Here is a 15,826-nt window from a genome sequence, read left to right on the forward strand (position 1 = left end):
AGCCAGGTGAGTTTGAGCGGGCTGCGCGCGGGAGACCCGCAGCAGATCGGCGACTTGACGCTCGTCGGTCGGCTGGGTGCCGGCGGCATGGGTGTGGTCTACCTCGCCCAAGGTCCCGACGGCCGGCTCGTCGCCCTCAAACGGCTGCGCGAAGAGCTCGCCTCGGACCCCGAGTTCCGGACACGGTTCCGGCGCGAGGCCGCGGCATTACTGCGCGTGCAGGGGACGTGCACGGCACGGGTGCTGGCGGTCGAGGTCGAGGCGAGTGCCCCGTTCGTCGTCATGGAGTACGTACAAGGCCCCACGCTGGCGGAGTACGTCGCCGAGCACGGGCCGCTGCACGGCGACATGGCGCACGGCTTCGCCGTCGGGCTGGCCGAGGCGGTCGTGGCGATCCACCGGGCCGGCCTTGTGCACCGGGATCTCAAGCCCGGGAACGTCCTGTTGTCGGACCAGGGCCCGAAGGTCATCGACTTCGGCATCGCCCAGGCCGCCGACGCAACCGCCGTGACCCGCACCGGGGTCGCCGTCGGGACCGTCGGCTACATGGCACCGGAGCAGCTGCGAGGAGAGGCCGGCCCACCGGCCGACGTGTTCGCGTGGGCGCTGACCGTCGCCTACGCCACCACCGGACGGCCGCCCTTCGGCACCGGGCAGTTCGAGACCGTGCTCTACCGGGTCCTGCACGACGAACCCGACCTCGACGGCGTTCCCGCTCCGCTCAGGACACTGCTGTCGTCGGCCCTCGACCGAACGCCCGAGCGGCGTCCCGGTCCCGGCGACATCCTCGCCGAACTGACCGGCGCCGAGGATCCCGGGACCCTCGTCGATGCCGGTGCCGATGCCGTCACCACGATGCTCGCCTCCGCATGGCAGATGCACAGACCTCCCGCGCCGCCGAATCCGCGCCCAGACCAGCGCACCACACGAACCGCCGCCGTGGCAGCGGCGGCGCTCCTGCTCTCGGCCGCGGGGATCCTCTGGACGGTGCTGCCCGGTCAAGGGCACTCGACGCCGTCCGGCGGACTCGCGGCTCCGGACCGTTCGGGGAGCACGACGCCGTCTCCCGCTCCACCACCCTCGGCGACACGGTCCCCCTCTCCCCGAACGACACCACCGTCGGCCACCCCGGAGACGTCGGCGCCCTCCACCCCGTCGGTGGCCCAGGCCCCTCCCCCGCCGGCATCACCGGCCGCGCCCACGGGTGCGCTCACCAATACCCACAGCAGCCTGTGCATCGACACGAACGGCCCCCAGCAGCCCGGACTCGAAGTGGTGCTCCGCGCGTGCGGGAACTGGAGCGGTCAGATCTGGCGCTACGACCAGACGAGCCTGCACCTCACGAACACTCCCAGCGGCCTGTGCCTCGACACCGCCGGAAGCCCCGCCACCGGCGTCACGGTCGTGCTGAACACCTGTGGCTACTACAGCGGCCAACAATGGAAGTACGACGCCGGCAGCAGCCGGTTCGCCAACCCGACGAGCGGCCTGTGCCTGGACACCAACGGGCCGCCGGCAGTCAACCTCACCCTGCTGCTCAACCCGTGCGGGAACTACACCGGCCAGCACTGGCGGATGTGAGCGTCACCCGAACCGGAGATCACGGGCGGACCGTGAGGCCGTCCAGGGTGAGGTCGAGGAGGCGCTCGGCCCGCCGCCGGTGTTCGGCACCGGCAGAGGTCAGAGCGATCCCTTCCAGGGCAGCCATGATGTCGGTCGGCTGGATGTCGTCACGGATCACCCCGGCGGCCGTGCAGGCGTCCATGAGCGAGGTGATGGCGGCCTGGATCAATTCCCGGCTGTGGCCATAGGGATTGCTTCCCGTCGCGGCGATCGCGCGCAGGCCGTCGATCATGCCGTACTTGGCGGTGACGTAGTCCAGGAAGAGGTGCGCCCACGCGCGCAGGGCCTCCGCCGGCGGCTTCTGCGCGAGCAGAGCGGGGGCGGCGTCGCACAGGCGGGCCACCTCGTTGCGGTAGACCGCCTCGATCAGAACCTCGCGCGTCGGGAAGTGGCGGTACAGCGTCCCACTGCCCACGCCCGCCTCCTTGGCGATGCGTTCCAGGTGTGCGTCCAGCCCGTCCGTCGTGAACACGCGCACGGCAGCCGCGAGGATCTTCTCCCTGTTGCGCCGTGCGTCAGCCCGCAACGGTCGATGCGCTCCGTCGGTCATCGGTACTCGCCATCCCCTCGTGCCATCCCCTCGTGCCATTCCCTCTTGCCATTCCCGTCGCGGCATCCTGCCCGCTTGCCAACCGGAGACGCCTCCACTTAGCGTTGAGCCAAACGGGGACGCCTCCGCTTTGACTGTAGGCCACCGCACTCGCATCGCTCACCGCACGCACCCCGCGAAAGGAAGCCGGTCATGTCGGGCATTCAGGGCAAGGTCATCGCGATCACAGGCGCCAGCAGCGGTATCGGCGAGGCGACCGCGGCCCACCTCGCCGAGAGGGGCGCCCGACTCGTGCTCGGGGCCCGGCGGGAGGCGCGGCTGAACGCCGTCGTGAACGGCATCAAGGCGAAGGGCGGCACCGCCACCGGTGTCATCGTCGACGTCGCCCGCCGCGAAGACCTCCACCGCCTCACGGACACGGCGGTGGACCGGTACGGCCGGCTGGACGTCCTCGTCTCCAATGCGGGAACGATGGCCGTCTCGCCGTTCGACGACCTCCGCCAGGACGACTGGGACGCCATGGTCTCCACCCACATCACCGGCCTCCTCAACGGCATCGCGGCGGCGCTGCCCGTCTTCCGCCGACAGCGCTTCGGCCAGTTCGTCAATGTCGGCTCCACCGCGGCCTACGTCGTCAAGAGCCCTCAGGCGGTCTACGCCGCCACCAAGACGGCGGTGAAGGTGCTCACCGAGGGTCTGCGCCAGGAATCGGGACCCGACCTGCGCGTCACCCTCGTCTCACCCGGCTTCACCAACACCGAGGGCATCGGCAAGGGGGCCGCCCCCGACGTCGCGGCCGCGATGACCCGGCAGCGCGACGAAATCGCCATGCCGCCTTCGGCGATAGCCTCCGCCATCGGCTACGCCATCGAACAGCCCGACGGCGTGGACATCAGCGAGATCGTCGTCCGCCCGACCGTGCAGGCCTGACCGCGGCGCGCCGGCCGAGAGGAGAACCGGTGAAACGCAGAACGGCCGTGGTCGGGGTCGCAGTGACGGCCATGACAGCCGTAGGGGTGGGCATCGCCGTCGGCCGGGTGCCGGAGCCGAAGGACGACCGGGCCGTCGCCCCGAAGTGGCTGGAGGGCGTGGGCGGGAAGGAAGCTGCTGCGGACCTGCGGGTGCAGATTCCGGCGGACGCCCAGGACGTGAAGGGGGCGGGCGTGGACGGCTGGGACGCCGACAGCTGTCTCCTGTCCTTCACCGTGCCCCACGCCGAGGCCGAGGCCATCGCCGCCGATCTGCGCCTCGACCAGCCCCTGAAGTCCCATCCCCCGCTGCCTCCGACGTCCTCGTGGAGGCCGAGACCCGCCATGGCCACGAAGAAGACCACCGCTGGCAGGGAATCGACCACAGGGGCGTCCTGTGCAGGATCGACACGGCCGAGCTGGTGCGTGAGTGGAAGTACGTGCGCGGCGGGGAGACTCCGGCCGAGCGCAGACGCAGGGTGTTGGGACAGTCCTGACGAGCCGGCACGCCGGTCTCGCGCAGCCGGTCAACGGTGGGCTCGTGCACGGCCCGGATGGCGGACGCGGCCAGGCCGCTCTGTCAGTGGCGGGTGCAATGCTGGCATCAGTCTCACACACGGTCACCAACAGGGGGTTCACATGGCCGGCAGCCAGGGCGTGTCCGCATCAGCGGCAACGGGCGGGTTCGAGGAGGGGTGGTACGCCACCGACCTCGGCGAATATCGCCCGGGCGACCACACCTACGACCACTACGCGCACGACACCCTCCCGCCGCTCGACCCGTCCCGGTACACCGGCGCCTTCGAGTGGCTCGGCGGCCTCACCGAGGGTGAGGGTGCGGGCGGCCCGCTGCCCGAACAGGCCGCGCCGCTGCGGACGGCGGCGGAGGCCCTCGCCGCGCACGGGCTGGGCCTGCCCTCGGACTTCACCGCCTTCCAGAGCAGCCCGCACCACCTCGTGCTCGACGAGGTCTCGGTGACCGCCTGCTGGACCAGCATCTCCGAACCGCTGCCCAGCCCGGTCGAGCCGGGGGCCTTCCTCGTCCGCTTCCTGCGGGACCAGCAGGACTGCCTGTTCTGGTACCTCTACCTGCGTCCCTCGGGCGATGCCTTCGTCGTGGTCTCCCCGCTGGACTACGAGTACGAGTACGAGACCCGGGCCCTGCCCGGGGACGAGCCGGTCGACGTGGAGGCCCACCGGGCGGAGATCCGCTGGTGCGCCCCGTCGTTCGAGGCGTTCGCGCACCGGTACTGGCTGGAGAACCGCCTGTGGCACGTCGTGAACGGCACGGGAGGCGACGACAGCCTGAGCGACCCCCAACTGCGCGCCTACGCCGCCCACTACATACCTTCCGCGCTCACGGACTGATCCTCACGTCGGCGCGGCGCGTACGCCCCGGCCCTCGCGGGCCCGCTTCACCGGGGACCGGTCGCCTCGGCGTTGAGGCGGGCCGCCTGCCGGGTGAGGTGGGTCCGTTCGGCCAGGGTCGGTGCCTTGTGGGCGGCCTCCGCGTAGAGGCGGGCAGCGCCGGCGCGGTCTCCGTCCCGTTCGTGCAGCCAGGCGGCGACGGCGGTGTACCGGGGCAGGTCCGGGTCGAGTCCGGCCAGCGCGGCGAGGCCGGCGCGAGGCCCGTCGGCCTCCCCGACGGCCACGGCCCGGTTGAGGCGGGCGACGGGGCTGCCGGTGAGGCCGACGAGTTCGTCGTACCACTCCACGATCTGCGGCCAGTCGGTCTCCTCGGCGGTGCGGGCGTCCGCGTGCAGGGCGGCGATGGCGGCCTGTGCCTGGTACTCGCCGAGCCGGTCGCGGGCCAGCGCGCCGTGCAGGATCCCGATGCCCTCGGCGATGGCCGCCGTGTCCCAGCGGCTGCGGTCCTGTTCGGCGAGCGGGACCAGGCTGCCGTCGGAGGCGGTCCGGGCGGCGCGGCGGGCGTGGTGGAGGAGCATCAGCGCGAGCAGTCCGGCCGGCTCCGGGTGGTCGACGGAGGCTGCGAGCCTGCGGGTGAGGCGGATGGCCTCGGCGGCGAGGTCCACGTCACCCGAGTAGCCCTCGTTGAAGACGAGGTAGAGGACGCGCAGCACGGTTCCGACGTCGCCGGGCCGGTCGAGCCGGACCCCGGAGACGGTCCGCTTGGCACGGCTGATGCGCTGCGCCATGGTCGCCTCGGGTACGAGGTAGGCGCGGGCGATCTGGCGGGTGGTGAGCCCGCCGACGGCCCGCAGCGTGAGCGCGACGGCCGAGGACGGGGACAGGGTGGGGTGCGCGCACAGGAAGTAGAGGCTGAGGGTGTCGTCGGCGTCGGGAGCAGGGCCCGGCTCCGGCTCCCGGTCGACGAGGTCCTCGCGGCGCCGGCGGGCCGCGTCGGCGCGGGCCGCGTCGAGGAAGCGCCGCCAGGAGGCGGTGACGAGCCACCCCCGCGGGTCGCGGGGCGGATCGGCGGGCCAGACGCGGACGGCGTCGAGGAGGGCGTCCTGCACGGCGTCCTCGGCCGCCGCGAAGTCGGCGCCGCGCCGGACGAGGACGCCGAGAACGGCCGGGGTGAGCTCCCGCAGCAGGGCCTCGTCGACGGCGGATGCGGGCCCGGGCGACGAGGGCTCCGGCGCCCCGCCCGGGACCACGGGGTCCGGGGCGGGGCGGGAGCCGGGGTGGGGTTCCGGGCGGGAGCCGCGGTGGGGGCCGGTCATCGGGGGCCGGTCACTCCGTGATCGTGGGCGGCTCGGCCATGAAGGGGCGCAGCTCCAGCCACTCGTGGATCGGCGCGCCGCCGGCGCCCGGGGCCGCCGACAGCTCGGCCGCGAGCTCCAGGGCCCGGTCGTAGGTGTCCACGTCGATCACCATCCAGCCGGCGATCAGGTCCTTGGTCTCGGCGAACGGGCCGTCGGTGACGGGCGGGCGCCCCTCCCCGTCGTACCGGACCCACGTGCCCTCGGGCGCCAGCGCCTGCGCGTCGACGAACTCGCCGGTCTGCTCCAGCTTCGCCGCGAAGTCGCGCATGTACTGGATGTGGGCCGAAACCTCCTCCGGGGTCCACCGGTCCATGGGGACGTCGTTGCTCGGGGCCGGGGCGCCGCGGTAGTGCTTCAGCAGCAGGTACTTGGCCATGACGGTTCTCCTCGATCCGTTCCGACGCGTCCATTCTGGCCGCGCTCACACCTGGGACGGAGCCGACACCGGATTCTCGACATCTCCCTCGAAGATTTCTTCCGGGCCCGGGGTCTCCCCGGATTACCCGCCGGTCACCCCGGTTCTACGGGGACTGCGCTACGGAACGTTCCAGGCGGAGATGCACGGCTGCCCGTCCTCCACTGCCAGGACGCTGAGGGTGCCGGGATGCGGGTGTCCGAGCAGTCGACTCGCCGACGCGTCGAGTCCGAGCCAGCGGACGGTGAGCACGCGCGCGAGATGGCCGTGCGCGACGACGGCGACGTCGCCCTCGCCCAGCAGCGGACGAACGCGGTCCAGCACCGCATCCGCACGCGCGGCCACCTCCTCGAGCCGTTCGCCGGGGTGATCGGCATCGCCGGGCACCACGCCGTCCCGCCACAGGTCCCAGCCCGGCCTCGATGCGCGGATCTGATCGGCCGTCAGGCCCTCGTAGCCGCCGTAATCCCATTCCAGCAGGTCGGGATCGGGCTCGGCGCCCATCAGCCCTGCCAGCTCGGCCGTCCGCATGGCGCGGCTCAGCGGACTGCTGAACACGGCGGCCAGCCGGCGGTGCACCAGCCTCGGCGCCAGAGCCCTGGCCGCCGTCTCACCGGCATCGGTCAGCCGCACGTCGGTCCGGCCGGCATGCTGTCCTGACATGCTCCACTCGGTCTGCCCGTGCCTGATCACCATCAGCTCACCCATGGCCCGGCACGCTATCCGATCTTCTGACGCGCCGCGGCGAATTCCTGGCGGGGGCACGGCAAACCGTTCGCGCGCCGCCCGCGGGCCGACGTACGTTCCGCCTATGACCAGGACAACGCCGGCCAGGCCGGTCGACGTGGAGGCCGTGTTCCCCGAACTGGCCGCCTATCGGGGGCGGACGACACGTCTGCACCCGCGGCCGGGGCGGCCCGGGCGGCACGACAGCCATGTCGGCGGGCCGTTGCTGTGGCCGGGCGACGAGCCGTGGCCCGTCTGCCGGGAGCCGCACGAGCCCGAGGCCGAGGGATACGCACCGCAGGAGATCCGCGGAACGCCGCTACCTCCTGCAGTGGCGGCGCGCCGCGCAGACCGAGCGCGCGGGCCACTTCCTTGCCGCCGCGCCCGAAATCCCGTTGCTCCGGTGGGAGGACGAGCTCCCCGAACCCTGTGTCGTGCACCCCGAGGAGGTGGACACGTATCCATGGGCCGAGGACGACGTGCTGCCCGCGGCTCTGATCGCCCGCATCGACGCCTGGGAGGATGCCCGGGCGGCGGAGAGCAGCCGGGACGCACCCACCTACCAGGGCGCCCTCTCGATCCCGCCCGGCTGGCGGGTCGGCGGCTTTCCCAGCTGGGCGTCGACGGGCCCGATGGACATCACGTGCGCGTCCTGTGCAGCCCCGATGCGGCTCCTGCTGACAGCCGGGGGCGACGAGATGGACCCAGACTCGCACAGCTGGATGCCGCTGGAAGACCGCGATCCGTCCCTGGAGGGGATGGCCTCGATCCGGGGCGGCCGGTCCGTCGCACAGCCCGCGCGGCTGCGCTTCGGGCGTGACCGGGACCTCCACGTCTTCACCTGCCCGACCGACCCGGGACACCCGCCCCGATGGGTGCTCTCCTGATGTGTTTCAGGGGCGACGGTGACGGCCGGCCCGGCTCCGGCCGGTAATCCGCTGTCCGCACCGGCAGCCGGTCGGATATCTTCGCGCCGCACGGCGTCCGCGTACGCACGATCCTGGATGGAGCCCCTTGCACGACAACCAGATGGTCGCCGGTCTCGTCGGCCTGCTCCTCATGGCCATCGCGGTCCTCACGCCCGTGGCGGGGGCCGTCATGGCCGCCCTGGCGATCCGCCGACGGGGCCGCAACGCCCGCCTCGCCATGGTGGGCTGCCTGGTCATGCTGCCCGGGCCCGTCGTGTCCACGCTCGGCATGCTCGTGGGCCTGGGACCACTCATGGACGCCTTGGGGCCGTACATGGCGCCGCACGTGATCGCGGCGATGGCACTCCCCTTCCACCTGGTCGGCTTCGGCCTCGTCCTCGCCGGAGCACTGTCCGACCCGAAGCAGCCGTCCACGCCGTCCCTGCCCCCACCGCCCCTGGCTCCGGCTCCGTCAGTCGACGCCCGGGCGCACTGACGGGCGTGAACACACGAGACGGCCTCGCCGACTAGCGCACTCGACGTCCGTCACGCCGTGCGGGCTGCACCTCATCGGCTGGGAAGTGACGGTCGTCGAGGCCGGCCCCCACGGACCTGCCATTCGGCGGTGCCGTCGGTCTCGTGGCTGGCGAGGAACAACCTCCTGATGCGGTCTCCGTCGGCGTCCGGAGCCGGGATTCGCGCGATCTCCCTGATCTGGTCGACGAGCCAGTCCAGGGCCGTGTGCCGTCTGTCGGCGCCGTAGAAGGCGTAGTGCGTCCAGTTGACGTGATCTTGTGGCGGCCGCGGCCGGGGGGCGCACCGGGCGAGATCAGGAATGATCGAAGATGGTGACGTGATGACCGGTCAGGCCCCCTACTCCACCCCCTCGCTGTTGTTCGAGGAGCGCATACCCGTGCTCGTCGGCAGCCCGGCGCCCGTCACGCGCTTCACCGTGGGCGGTGCCGACGTCGTCATGGGCCCGGCCGGAATGGCGGTCGTCGTGAAGGCGGGAGACGATCCCGGCCGGAGCGGCGTGTGGAACGCGGCGGAGGTTCGCCTGCTGGGGCCCGCGCCGGCGGCGGTCACCGAGCGGCTCATGGGTTCCTCTCGCGCCGACGACGGGAGCCTCCTTCCGATCCACATCGCGGTCGATGTGGAGGGCGACACCGTCCACCTGGGCACGGGCCGGGTGGGTCGGGGCGGCACGGCCGACGGCGTGCTCACCGACTGCGAACTCCGCCTGGATTCCCCGCTGAGCAGGGACCTCCTCGACCGGGTCCGTCCGCCGCTCCCCCCGGATGACCTGCCGGGCCTGGAGTGGCTGAGGCAGGTCAACGGCGACCGGTCGGCGGCGCTCGAGGACTTCATCACCGGCTGGTACCCGCCCCTCACCACGTCTGAGAGCGACGGGGCCCGACGCGCCACGACCCGCACCGCCCCACACCTGCCCGACGGACTCAGGCAACTGCACCGGCTCGCCGAGCGGCGCCCGGACGTCCTGGGCGTGCAGAACAGGATCCTGTCCGAAACCAGCCGGCGCACCGACCTGCGGGGGGAGATGCGGGTCTTCGGCGACGAGTGCCAAGGAGGATTCTCCTGGTCGCTCCTCTGGACCCTGGACGAACCGGAAGCCGACCCAACGGTCTGGTTCGGTGAGTTCGATCAGGAACCGATCGCCGAGCAGGAACCGCTCAGCGGCTTCCTGATCCAGTTCTCCCTCTTCGAGGCCTGCATGGGCGCCAAGTACCTGGCTCTGCCCCGCAGACTTGATGCACCGCAGGTCGAGCAGCTCACCCAAGCCCTCCACCCCGTTCCGCTGCGCCCCTTCTGGCCCTGGGTTCCCACGCAGTTCTACGTGGCACCCGGCCTGGTGATGCGGGTGGGCAGCGAGAACGGCGTCGAGTTCGACGCCTGGGCCGGTGCCAGCCATCGAAGCGCGTTGGACCCACTGGCCGGCCTGCCCATCGACTGGCTCCGCTTCGACGGATGACCGTCACGAGACCGGCGAGTTGCACGCCCACGGTTGCCCCGCGGCCCGTCGCGGCGCGGTCAGTCGCCCCGGGGGTCAGGCGCGGCGCGGGACGTACGCCATGCCGTGGGCGCCGGCTTCGCCGCCCTTGGCGATGTCCAGCCGGGCCACGCGCTCCAGCGTTTCGAGGTCGATGACGTCGACGGTGGAGGAGACGACGCAGGCCACGTAGCCGAGACGGCCGTCCGGGGACGAGGTGATGGTCAGCGGGAACAGCCCGACCTCCACCTCGCCCAGCCGCTTGCGCGTGTCGGCACAGAACACGGTGAGGCGGCCCGGCGCGTGGCGTCCGAGCTGCGCACCCGGCTCGGCCGTCATGCGCAGCTCTCCGGCCAGCAACTTGCCCGTCGACGTCATGTGCACCGGCAGGATGACGTTCTCCGTGGGCAGGGTGTCGACGACGGACGCCGTCCGCGGGTCGATGACGCGGATACCGGGAGCCGGCTGCTCCCCGGAGCCGCCGGAGAAGTTGCCGTACGGAGCGGCGACGAAGGCGTACGCGCCGTCGGCGGAGACCGCGAGCCCCTCGCTGCCCGGGACCTCGACCTTCGCGGTGAGGACCCCCCGCTCGAGGTCGACGACGGACACGAACGGCGCTTCCTTGTTGGTGGCGTACCCCGTCCGCCCCTCCGGATCGATCGCGAACCAGTGCGGGCCGGGCGCGTCCGTGTCGATCCTGCCGAGGGGCCGACGGGTAGCCGTGTCGATCACCACGACACCGCCGGGCCGGTCCTCGCCGCTCTCCACGCTGACGTAGAGCCGCCCGCGCGCCGTGTCCAGCGCGAGCCCGTGCGGCCCGTGCTCCGGGGCGAGGTCGACGACCTCGACGATACGGCGGCTGTCGGGGTCGATGACGGCCAGCTCGGTGCGGCGGCCGGCGTTCGCGTGGTAGTAGCCCGAGTGGTACGTGAGCGTGCACCACAGCAGGCGCTGCGTGGGGTCGTAGCACAACTCGTGCGGCTCGGCGGGGACGTGTACGTCGCCGAGGTGACGGTCGGTGGCGGCGTCGAAGAACGAGACGGTCGGTCCGCTCTGGCTGACGACGGCGAGCACGTCGCCTTCTCGGCCGGCACGGGGGGACTGCTGCACAGCGGCTCCTTGAAAGGGGCGGAACGGGAAAGCCACGCGGCTTCGCGGGCATCTCCACTCTCCGGTTCCGGTGACTGCGACAGCAATGCAAAGATTGACAGCCAATCATTGCCGCAAACGCAAAACTGCAGTTCAGGAGATGGACATCGATGGACCTCAACCTGCTGCGCGTTCTTGACGCCCTGCTCCAGGAGAACAGCGTGACGCGCGCCGCGGAGCGCCTGGGCACCTCGCCGGCGGCCGTCAGCCGCACCCTGGCCCGCCTCCGCCGCACCGTCGGCGACCCGCTGCTGGTCCGGGCCGGCCAGGGGCTGGTCCCCACCCCGCGCGCCACCGAACTCCGGGAGGAGGTCGGCGCGTTGCTGCGCGGCTGCGACAACGTCCTGCGGCCCGGTGCCGGGTTCGACGCCGCGCACCTCCAGCGCACGTTCACGGTGCAGGCCACCGACCTGCTCCTGGTGGGCGTGGCCGGGACCCTGACCGAGCGGATCCATGCCGAGGCCCCGCAGGTGGACGTCGTCTTCCTGCCGGAGGCGGTGGAGGGCGGGCCCGGGCTGCGGCAGGGCTGGGTCGACGTCGAACTGGGCGTCCTGGGACATCTGGACCCGGAGATCCGGACCCGGGCGCTCACCCGGATACCGCTGGTCGGCATCGCCCGCAGCGGGCATCCCCTCTTCGACGGGCCGATCGACGCCCGCCGGTTCGCCGAAGCCGACCACATCGGCATCTCCCGGCTCGGCAAGCGCCTGGGTCCGATCGACACCGCCCTCGCGGCACTCGGCCTGCGCCGCCGCACCGCGGTCGTCGTGCCCAGCCACACGAGCGCGATGATGCTCGCCCGGGAGACGGACCTCGTCGCGCTCAGCCTGACCGACTGGCTCCCGGACACCATCGCGGCCATGGGCCTGCGGACGTTCCCCGTCCCCCTCGACCTGGAACCGCTGGACCTCGGGATGGCCTGGCACCCCCGCAACTCGGCCGACCCGGGGCACCGTTGGTTCCGCGAACACCTCGCTTCGGCCGTCCTGGCCCCGGCCGGGCCGGGAGCCGCTGCCGCCCGTACCACCGGCTGACCGAGCCCCGAGCGACACGACGTGCCGACCGGTCCCGCCGTCCCGCGCCCGCGCGCACGGCCGAGCGGTCACCCCAGGCCAGAGGGCCGGTCAGGGTCGAGCGCCGGGGCGGGCTCGCCGGGCACGTCAGGACGCGACGACGGACCGTCCGCACACACCGCGCACCGCCGCACCGCACACCCCCACTTGCCTCGTTACCTTTCCGTGACCTAGGGTCGGGTCCGACCCCGGCATGCCCGGAAACAGGCGCTCCGGGCGCCTGGGCGGCGCGAGCGCACGCGCACCCGCCCCCGCGACCCGCAGCACCCGGCCCTCCCCCTTCGCGCCCGCCCTCGCGTGGCCGGCTGGTCGGCATGTCATCAACCCCCGAGCGCGGAAGCCCGACGACCGCGCGGCTCTACCTGGAGATTCCGCAATGCCCCACGTTCCACAGGACGTACTCGACCGCATCGCCCAGCTCGAACGGCAGGTGAAGCAGCTCACCGGCCGCGCCAACATCCGGCCCGCGCTCGACACGATCCTGCACGGCGACATCACCATCGGCGAGGGCGGACAGCTCATAGCCCAGACCCCGACGGGCGCCGAGACCTTCAAGGTCGGGCAGACCCCCGAAGGCGACTGGGGAGTGGTCGTCCGGCGCGCCACCGGAACCCGCGCCCTGAGTGTCGGCGACGACATCCTCGAAGGCGACCAGATGATCCGCATGTGGTCGCGCGACCTCGGCGCCCCCGACCGTGTCCTCGTCATGGACGACGCGTTCAGCGACCGCTTTCTCGGCAGGCCGGTGCTGCCGATCCAGCTCCACCCCACCGAGCGGCAGAACACCGCGCACACGGCATACCAGCCCGCCTGGTGGGGCTACGGTCCCGCCACGCATGCAGTCGCCGAGATCAGGCTGCTGACGTGGGCCAACGCCGGCGGGGGCCAGGTCAAGGTCACCATGCGGCCGGCGGGCCGTGACCCGGTCAAGGTCGGCGAATGGGACTGTCCGGCCGGCGAGTGGACGGACAGGACGGTCACGCAGCCCATGCACGACGTCGAGTTCATGCAGTGGGTCGAGTGGACGGTCGAGCACCGCAACAAGGAAGCCGGCCGCGACGTCGAAACCCGCCTGTACTCCGGCCTCTACCGTCACACCTACGACCCCGACGAGGCCCCGCGCGTGCCCGCCCGAACCCCGCGCGCCGCGACCGCCGCCACGCCCGAACCGGCCCCCGAGCAGGGAACGCGCAGCATCAACGATTGATGCACGTGGTGCGTCCTCCCGGACAGCCCCGCTCCTGCTCGCTGTTCAACGGATCCCGCCTTCCCGCCTCGGGGCGGCCGCAGTCGAGCCACCGCCGCCGCCTCGTGCCCGGCGGTCCAGGAAGTCGACCAATCGCGTTTCCGAACGCAGAAGGCGCTCTTGCTGCTCAGCGGGAAGCGCTGCGAGGGAGTCGGCCAGGACTCGCTTGCGCGGGACGTACACCAGGTTGGTGGTGTAGATCCGGCAGGCGGAGCACCAGGCGAGCCCGATGCAGCGCTCGAACAGGAAGGACTCCGGCGGATGGAAGCGGTACTGGTACGAGCGGGCGGGCGTTCCGCAGGCGACGCAGACCCGTCGATCGCCGTCGGGAACCGTGTCCCAATTCACGACCTTCCGCCAGTCCCAGCGACGCCCGGCCGGTGCTCTTCAAGTCGTCATGGCGAACATCATGCCTCACGGCGCCCCGGCCACCGGACCACACGGCCCGCCCACGCAGAACGCTCGGCCGGGAATCCCCAGCCGAGCGTTCATTCGGAAGTTTCGGAACCGTCATGGCGCCCCAGCCCGCCGTCATCGGTTCGCCGCCGGTGGCGTCAGGCCGAGCGGAGGGGTTCCGTCGGGGAGGCCCGGGCTGCTCGGGTGGCCGGGTGGATGCCCGCCAGTGCGGCAACCAGGACCGAGACCACGGGGCCTGCGACGAGGATGTGCAACGGGATCGAGGGCGGCCAACCCTGGGCGAGGGCGTAGGTGTAGACCGTGAGGGCACCCGCAGCCAGCCCGGCGAGGCCGCCGACGAAGCCCATCAGGGCGGCCTCCAGCAGGAATTGCGCGGCGATCTGCCCGCCCCGCGCGCCGAGTGCCCGGCGCAGCCCGATCTCGCCGCGGCGCTCCATCACCCCCACCGCCATGGTGTTGGCGATGCCGACGCCGCCCACCAGCAGGGCGACCGCGGCGAGCGCGAGGACGAGGCCCGTCAGTGCGCCCTTCGCCTCGCTGCGCGCCGTCAGCAGCTCGGAGGGGCGGCTCGGCCAGGGCGCGGACGACTACATGGCCAAGCCCTCCTCGTACCTGGAGCTGATCGCCCGCCTGCGGGCCCTCGGCCGTCGCACGCGCGGCGCTGCTCCTGCTGAACTGGCTCGGCTCGCGTCAGCTCATCGAGCGCAACCGCCACCTCGTGCTCGACGCGTCGGTGCTGGAGCCCGCGACGTCCGCGCCCCTGCCGACCCCCGAGCCCCTGCAGCCGGAGAGCTCGCTGCCCGCCATGGAGACCACGCCCGCCGCCGAGGCGTTCGCCGACTTCCAGGACCGGGTCCTGTCCGAACTGCTGCTGCGCTCCTCGCTCCTGCTGGCCGCCCTGACCGCGCTCGCCGCGCTGCTCGCCTGGTGGGCCGCCCGCCGCTCGCTGCACCGCCTCACCCAGGTCACCGCGGCGGCGCAGCGGATCGGGGCGGGCAGCACGCTGGAGGAGCGGCTCGCCCTCACCGGGCCGCACGACGAGGTGCGCGAGCTCGGCGACACCTTCGACGCCATGCTCGACCGCCTGGACCGCAGCTTCACCGCCCAGCGCCAGTTCACCGCCCACGCCTCCCACGAGCTGCGCACCCCCCCTGACCGTGCAGCGCACCGCCCTGGAGATCCCCCTGGCCCAGGGCCGGGTACCGGACGGCCTGGAGCCCGCCCTGCACCGGGCGCTGGAGGCCAACGCCCGTACCGAGCAGCTCGTCGGGGCGTTGCTCACGCTGGCCCGGAGCGAGAGCGAGGAGCTCGCGGCGCAGCCCTTCGACCTCGCGGACGCCGCCGTCGGCGCCACCGACGACCTCGCCGAGGAGGCCCGTACCGCGCGCGTACGGGTCACCGTACGGGCGGAGGCCGCACCGGTCACGGGCGGTCCCGCACTGCTGCGGCAGACCGTGCTGAACCTGCTGGCCAACGCCGTACGCCACAACCACCCCGGCGGCAGCGCCACGATCACCCCCGGCACGGCCACGGTCCCCGGCGCCGCCCTCCCCGTGGCCTTCGCCGAGGTCGTCAGCACCGGGCCGGTCCTCGACCGGGCGGAGGTCCCCGCCCTCTTCGAGCCGTTCCGCCGCGGCCCGCACCCCCACGGCAGGGGCTCCGGGCTGGGCCTCGCGGTGGTCCGCGCGATCACCCTCAACCACCACGGCACCGTCACCGCGACCCCTCGCCCCGGCGGCGGTCTCACCGTCCGGGTCGAACTCCCCTGCCGGACGGGGCCGGAGGGCAGCTGAGCGTCCTGCGGTCAGCGGGGAGCGCCGAAGGTGATGCCGTTCTCCTCGATGTGGCGGGCGAACTCGGCCACCAGTCTGCGCGAGGCCTCCTGCATCGCCGAGCGGGTCATGCCCGCGGAATGCGGGGAGAGGGCGCGGAGATGCCCGAGCTGCTGGACCCGGACGGCGCGCCGGTGCCGGACCCCACGTTCCGATCCCCGACGGGGCGTAATTCGGTTGACCCG

The 15,826-nt window shown here is 72.6% G+C and carries 16 protein-coding genes and 1 pseudogene; 10 read left to right on the forward strand and 7 right to left on the reverse strand.

From position 1 onward, the window contains the following. The first annotated feature begins 6 nt into the window (after positions 1-6). Positions 7-1,581 carry a serine/threonine protein kinase gene (locus tag ACIGFK_RS37240; protein ID WP_400055410.1) on the forward strand — a complete coding sequence of 525 codons (1,575 nt, stop codon included), beginning with the start codon at positions 7-9 and terminating at the stop codon, positions 1,579-1,581. Between the two features lie 19 nt (positions 1,582-1,600). On the opposite strand, the gene ACIGFK_RS37245 is transcribed toward ACIGFK_RS37240, so the two are convergent. Continuing rightward, positions 1,601-2,173, reverse strand: coding sequence for a TetR/AcrR family transcriptional regulator (locus ACIGFK_RS37245; protein WP_376657724.1), 573 nt, complete (start codon positions 2,171-2,173; stop codon positions 1,601-1,603). Between the two features lie 192 nt (positions 2,174-2,365). Here ACIGFK_RS37245 and ACIGFK_RS37250 point away from each other — a divergent pair, with 192 nt between their 5' ends. Together ACIGFK_RS37250 and ACIGFK_RS37255 are read left to right on the forward strand one after the other, a co-directional pair. Further along, on the forward strand, positions 2,366-3,103 hold the full coding sequence (locus ACIGFK_RS37250; RefSeq protein ID WP_400055412.1) for an SDR family oxidoreductase: 738 nt from the start codon (positions 2,366-2,368) through the stop codon (positions 3,101-3,103). Positions 3,104-3,780: 677 nt separating this feature from the next. Then, the gene (locus tag ACIGFK_RS37255) at positions 3,781-4,509 is read left to right on the forward strand and encodes a hypothetical protein (RefSeq protein ID WP_376657726.1); all 729 of its coding nucleotides are present in this window, start codon (positions 3,781-3,783) and stop codon (positions 4,507-4,509) included. Between the two features lie 47 nt (positions 4,510-4,556). On the opposite strand, the gene ACIGFK_RS37260 is transcribed toward ACIGFK_RS37255, so the two are convergent. The 3 genes from ACIGFK_RS37260 to ACIGFK_RS37270 form a co-directional block, all read right to left on the reverse strand. Further along, positions 4,557-5,825, reverse strand: a complete 1,269-nt coding sequence (locus tag ACIGFK_RS37260) for an RNA polymerase sigma factor (protein WP_376657727.1) — start codon at positions 5,823-5,825, stop codon at positions 4,557-4,559. Between the two features lie 10 nt (positions 5,826-5,835). Continuing rightward, entirely contained in the window at positions 5,836-6,243 is a 408-nt protein-coding gene (locus tag ACIGFK_RS37265) for a YciI family protein (RefSeq protein WP_376657728.1), read from the reverse strand. A 159-nt stretch (positions 6,244-6,402) separates the two neighbouring features. Next, complete coding sequence (locus ACIGFK_RS37270) at positions 6,403-6,990, reverse strand: histidine phosphatase family protein (RefSeq protein ID WP_376657729.1); 588 nt, start codon at positions 6,988-6,990, stop codon at positions 6,403-6,405. Between the two features lie 467 nt (positions 6,991-7,457). Here ACIGFK_RS37270 and ACIGFK_RS37275 point away from each other — a divergent pair, with 467 nt between their 5' ends. The 3 genes from ACIGFK_RS37275 to ACIGFK_RS37285 all read left to right on the forward strand — a co-directional run bounded on the left by ACIGFK_RS37275 (position 7,458) and on the right by ACIGFK_RS37285 (position 9,906). Beyond that, positions 7,458-7,895 (forward strand): hypothetical protein, encoded by a 438-nt coding sequence (locus ACIGFK_RS37275; RefSeq protein WP_400055415.1) that lies wholly within the window; start codon positions 7,458-7,460, stop codon positions 7,893-7,895. A gap of 127 nt (positions 7,896-8,022) precedes the next feature. Beyond that, entirely contained in the window at positions 8,023-8,412 is a 390-nt protein-coding gene (locus ACIGFK_RS37280) for a hypothetical protein (RefSeq protein WP_400055417.1), read from the forward strand. A gap of 360 nt (positions 8,413-8,772) precedes the next feature. Further along, on the forward strand, positions 8,773-9,906 hold the full coding sequence (locus ACIGFK_RS37285; protein ID WP_400055419.1) for a hypothetical protein: 1,134 nt from the start codon (positions 8,773-8,775) through the stop codon (positions 9,904-9,906). Between the two features lie 75 nt (positions 9,907-9,981). Here ACIGFK_RS37285 and ACIGFK_RS37290 read toward each other — a convergent pair whose 3' ends face one another. Continuing rightward, positions 9,982-11,034, reverse strand: coding sequence for a YncE family protein (locus tag ACIGFK_RS37290; protein WP_386469627.1), 1,053 nt, complete (start codon positions 11,032-11,034; stop codon positions 9,982-9,984). 149 nt (positions 11,035-11,183) lie between these two features. Between ACIGFK_RS37290 and ACIGFK_RS37295 the strand changes: the two genes are divergently transcribed. Beyond that, positions 11,184-12,107, forward strand: coding sequence for a LysR family transcriptional regulator (locus ACIGFK_RS37295; protein ID WP_400055421.1), 924 nt, complete (start codon positions 11,184-11,186; stop codon positions 12,105-12,107). Between the two features lie 415 nt (positions 12,108-12,522). After that, positions 12,523-13,353, forward strand: a complete 831-nt coding sequence (locus ACIGFK_RS37300; protein ID WP_386469632.1) for a hypothetical protein — start codon at positions 12,523-12,525, stop codon at positions 13,351-13,353. Positions 13,354-13,398: 45 nt separating this feature from the next. Here ACIGFK_RS37300 and ACIGFK_RS37305 read toward each other — a convergent pair whose 3' ends face one another. Next, positions 13,399-13,740 carry a hypothetical protein gene (locus tag ACIGFK_RS37305; protein ID WP_400055422.1) on the reverse strand — a complete coding sequence of 114 codons (342 nt, stop codon included), beginning with the start codon at positions 13,738-13,740 and terminating at the stop codon, positions 13,399-13,401. Between the two features lie 206 nt (positions 13,741-13,946). Continuing rightward, positions 13,947-14,363, reverse strand: coding sequence for an ABC transporter permease (locus ACIGFK_RS37310; protein WP_400055446.1), 417 nt, complete (start codon positions 14,361-14,363; stop codon positions 13,947-13,949). 251 nt (positions 14,364-14,614) lie between these two features. On the opposite strand from ACIGFK_RS37310, the pseudogene ACIGFK_RS37315 reads away from it, so the two are divergent. Both ACIGFK_RS37315 and ACIGFK_RS37320 read left to right on the forward strand, forming a co-directional pair. Beyond that, positions 14,615-14,839, forward strand: a pseudogene (locus ACIGFK_RS37315) (two-component sensor histidine kinase); the annotation flags it as partial. A 127-nt stretch (positions 14,840-14,966) separates the two neighbouring features. Continuing rightward, entirely contained in the window at positions 14,967-15,602 is a 636-nt protein-coding gene (locus tag ACIGFK_RS37320; protein ID WP_400055424.1) for a sensor histidine kinase, read from the forward strand. The last annotated feature ends 224 nt before the right edge of the window (positions 15,603-15,826 follow it).

The organism is Streptomyces sp. NPDC085524 (assembly GCF_044541755.1).
In the GTDB taxonomy this organism is placed as follows: domain Bacteria; phylum Actinomycetota; class Actinomycetes; order Streptomycetales; family Streptomycetaceae; genus Streptomyces.

Bases quoted from the DNA above. Each gene is read 5' to 3' on its own strand.
- ACIGFK_RS37245 (WP_376657724.1), bottom strand. From the start codon at position 2,173: ATGACCGACGGAGCGCATCGACCGTTGCGGGCTGACGCACGGCGCAAC.
- ACIGFK_RS37250 (WP_400055412.1), top strand. From the start codon at position 2,366: ATGTCGGGCATTCAGGGCAAGGTCATCGCGATCACAGGCGCCAGCAGC.
- ACIGFK_RS37255 (WP_376657726.1), top strand. From the start codon at position 3,781: ATGGCCGGCAGCCAGGGCGTGTCCGCATCAGCGGCAACGGGCGGGTTC.
- ACIGFK_RS37260 (WP_376657727.1), bottom strand. From the start codon at position 5,825: ATGACCGGCCCCCACCGCGGCTCCCGCCCGGAACCCCACCCCGGCTCC.
- ACIGFK_RS37265 (WP_376657728.1), bottom strand. From the start codon at position 6,243: ATGGCCAAGTACCTGCTGCTGAAGCACTACCGCGGCGCCCCGGCCCCG.
- ACIGFK_RS37270 (WP_376657729.1), bottom strand. From the start codon at position 6,990: ATGGGTGAGCTGATGGTGATCAGGCACGGGCAGACCGAGTGGAGCATG.
- ACIGFK_RS37285 (WP_400055419.1), top strand. From the start codon at position 8,773: ATGACCGGTCAGGCCCCCTACTCCACCCCCTCGCTGTTGTTCGAGGAG.
- ACIGFK_RS37295 (WP_400055421.1), top strand. From the start codon at position 11,184: ATGGACCTCAACCTGCTGCGCGTTCTTGACGCCCTGCTCCAGGAGAAC.
- ACIGFK_RS37300 (WP_386469632.1), top strand. From the start codon at position 12,523: ATGCCCCACGTTCCACAGGACGTACTCGACCGCATCGCCCAGCTCGAA.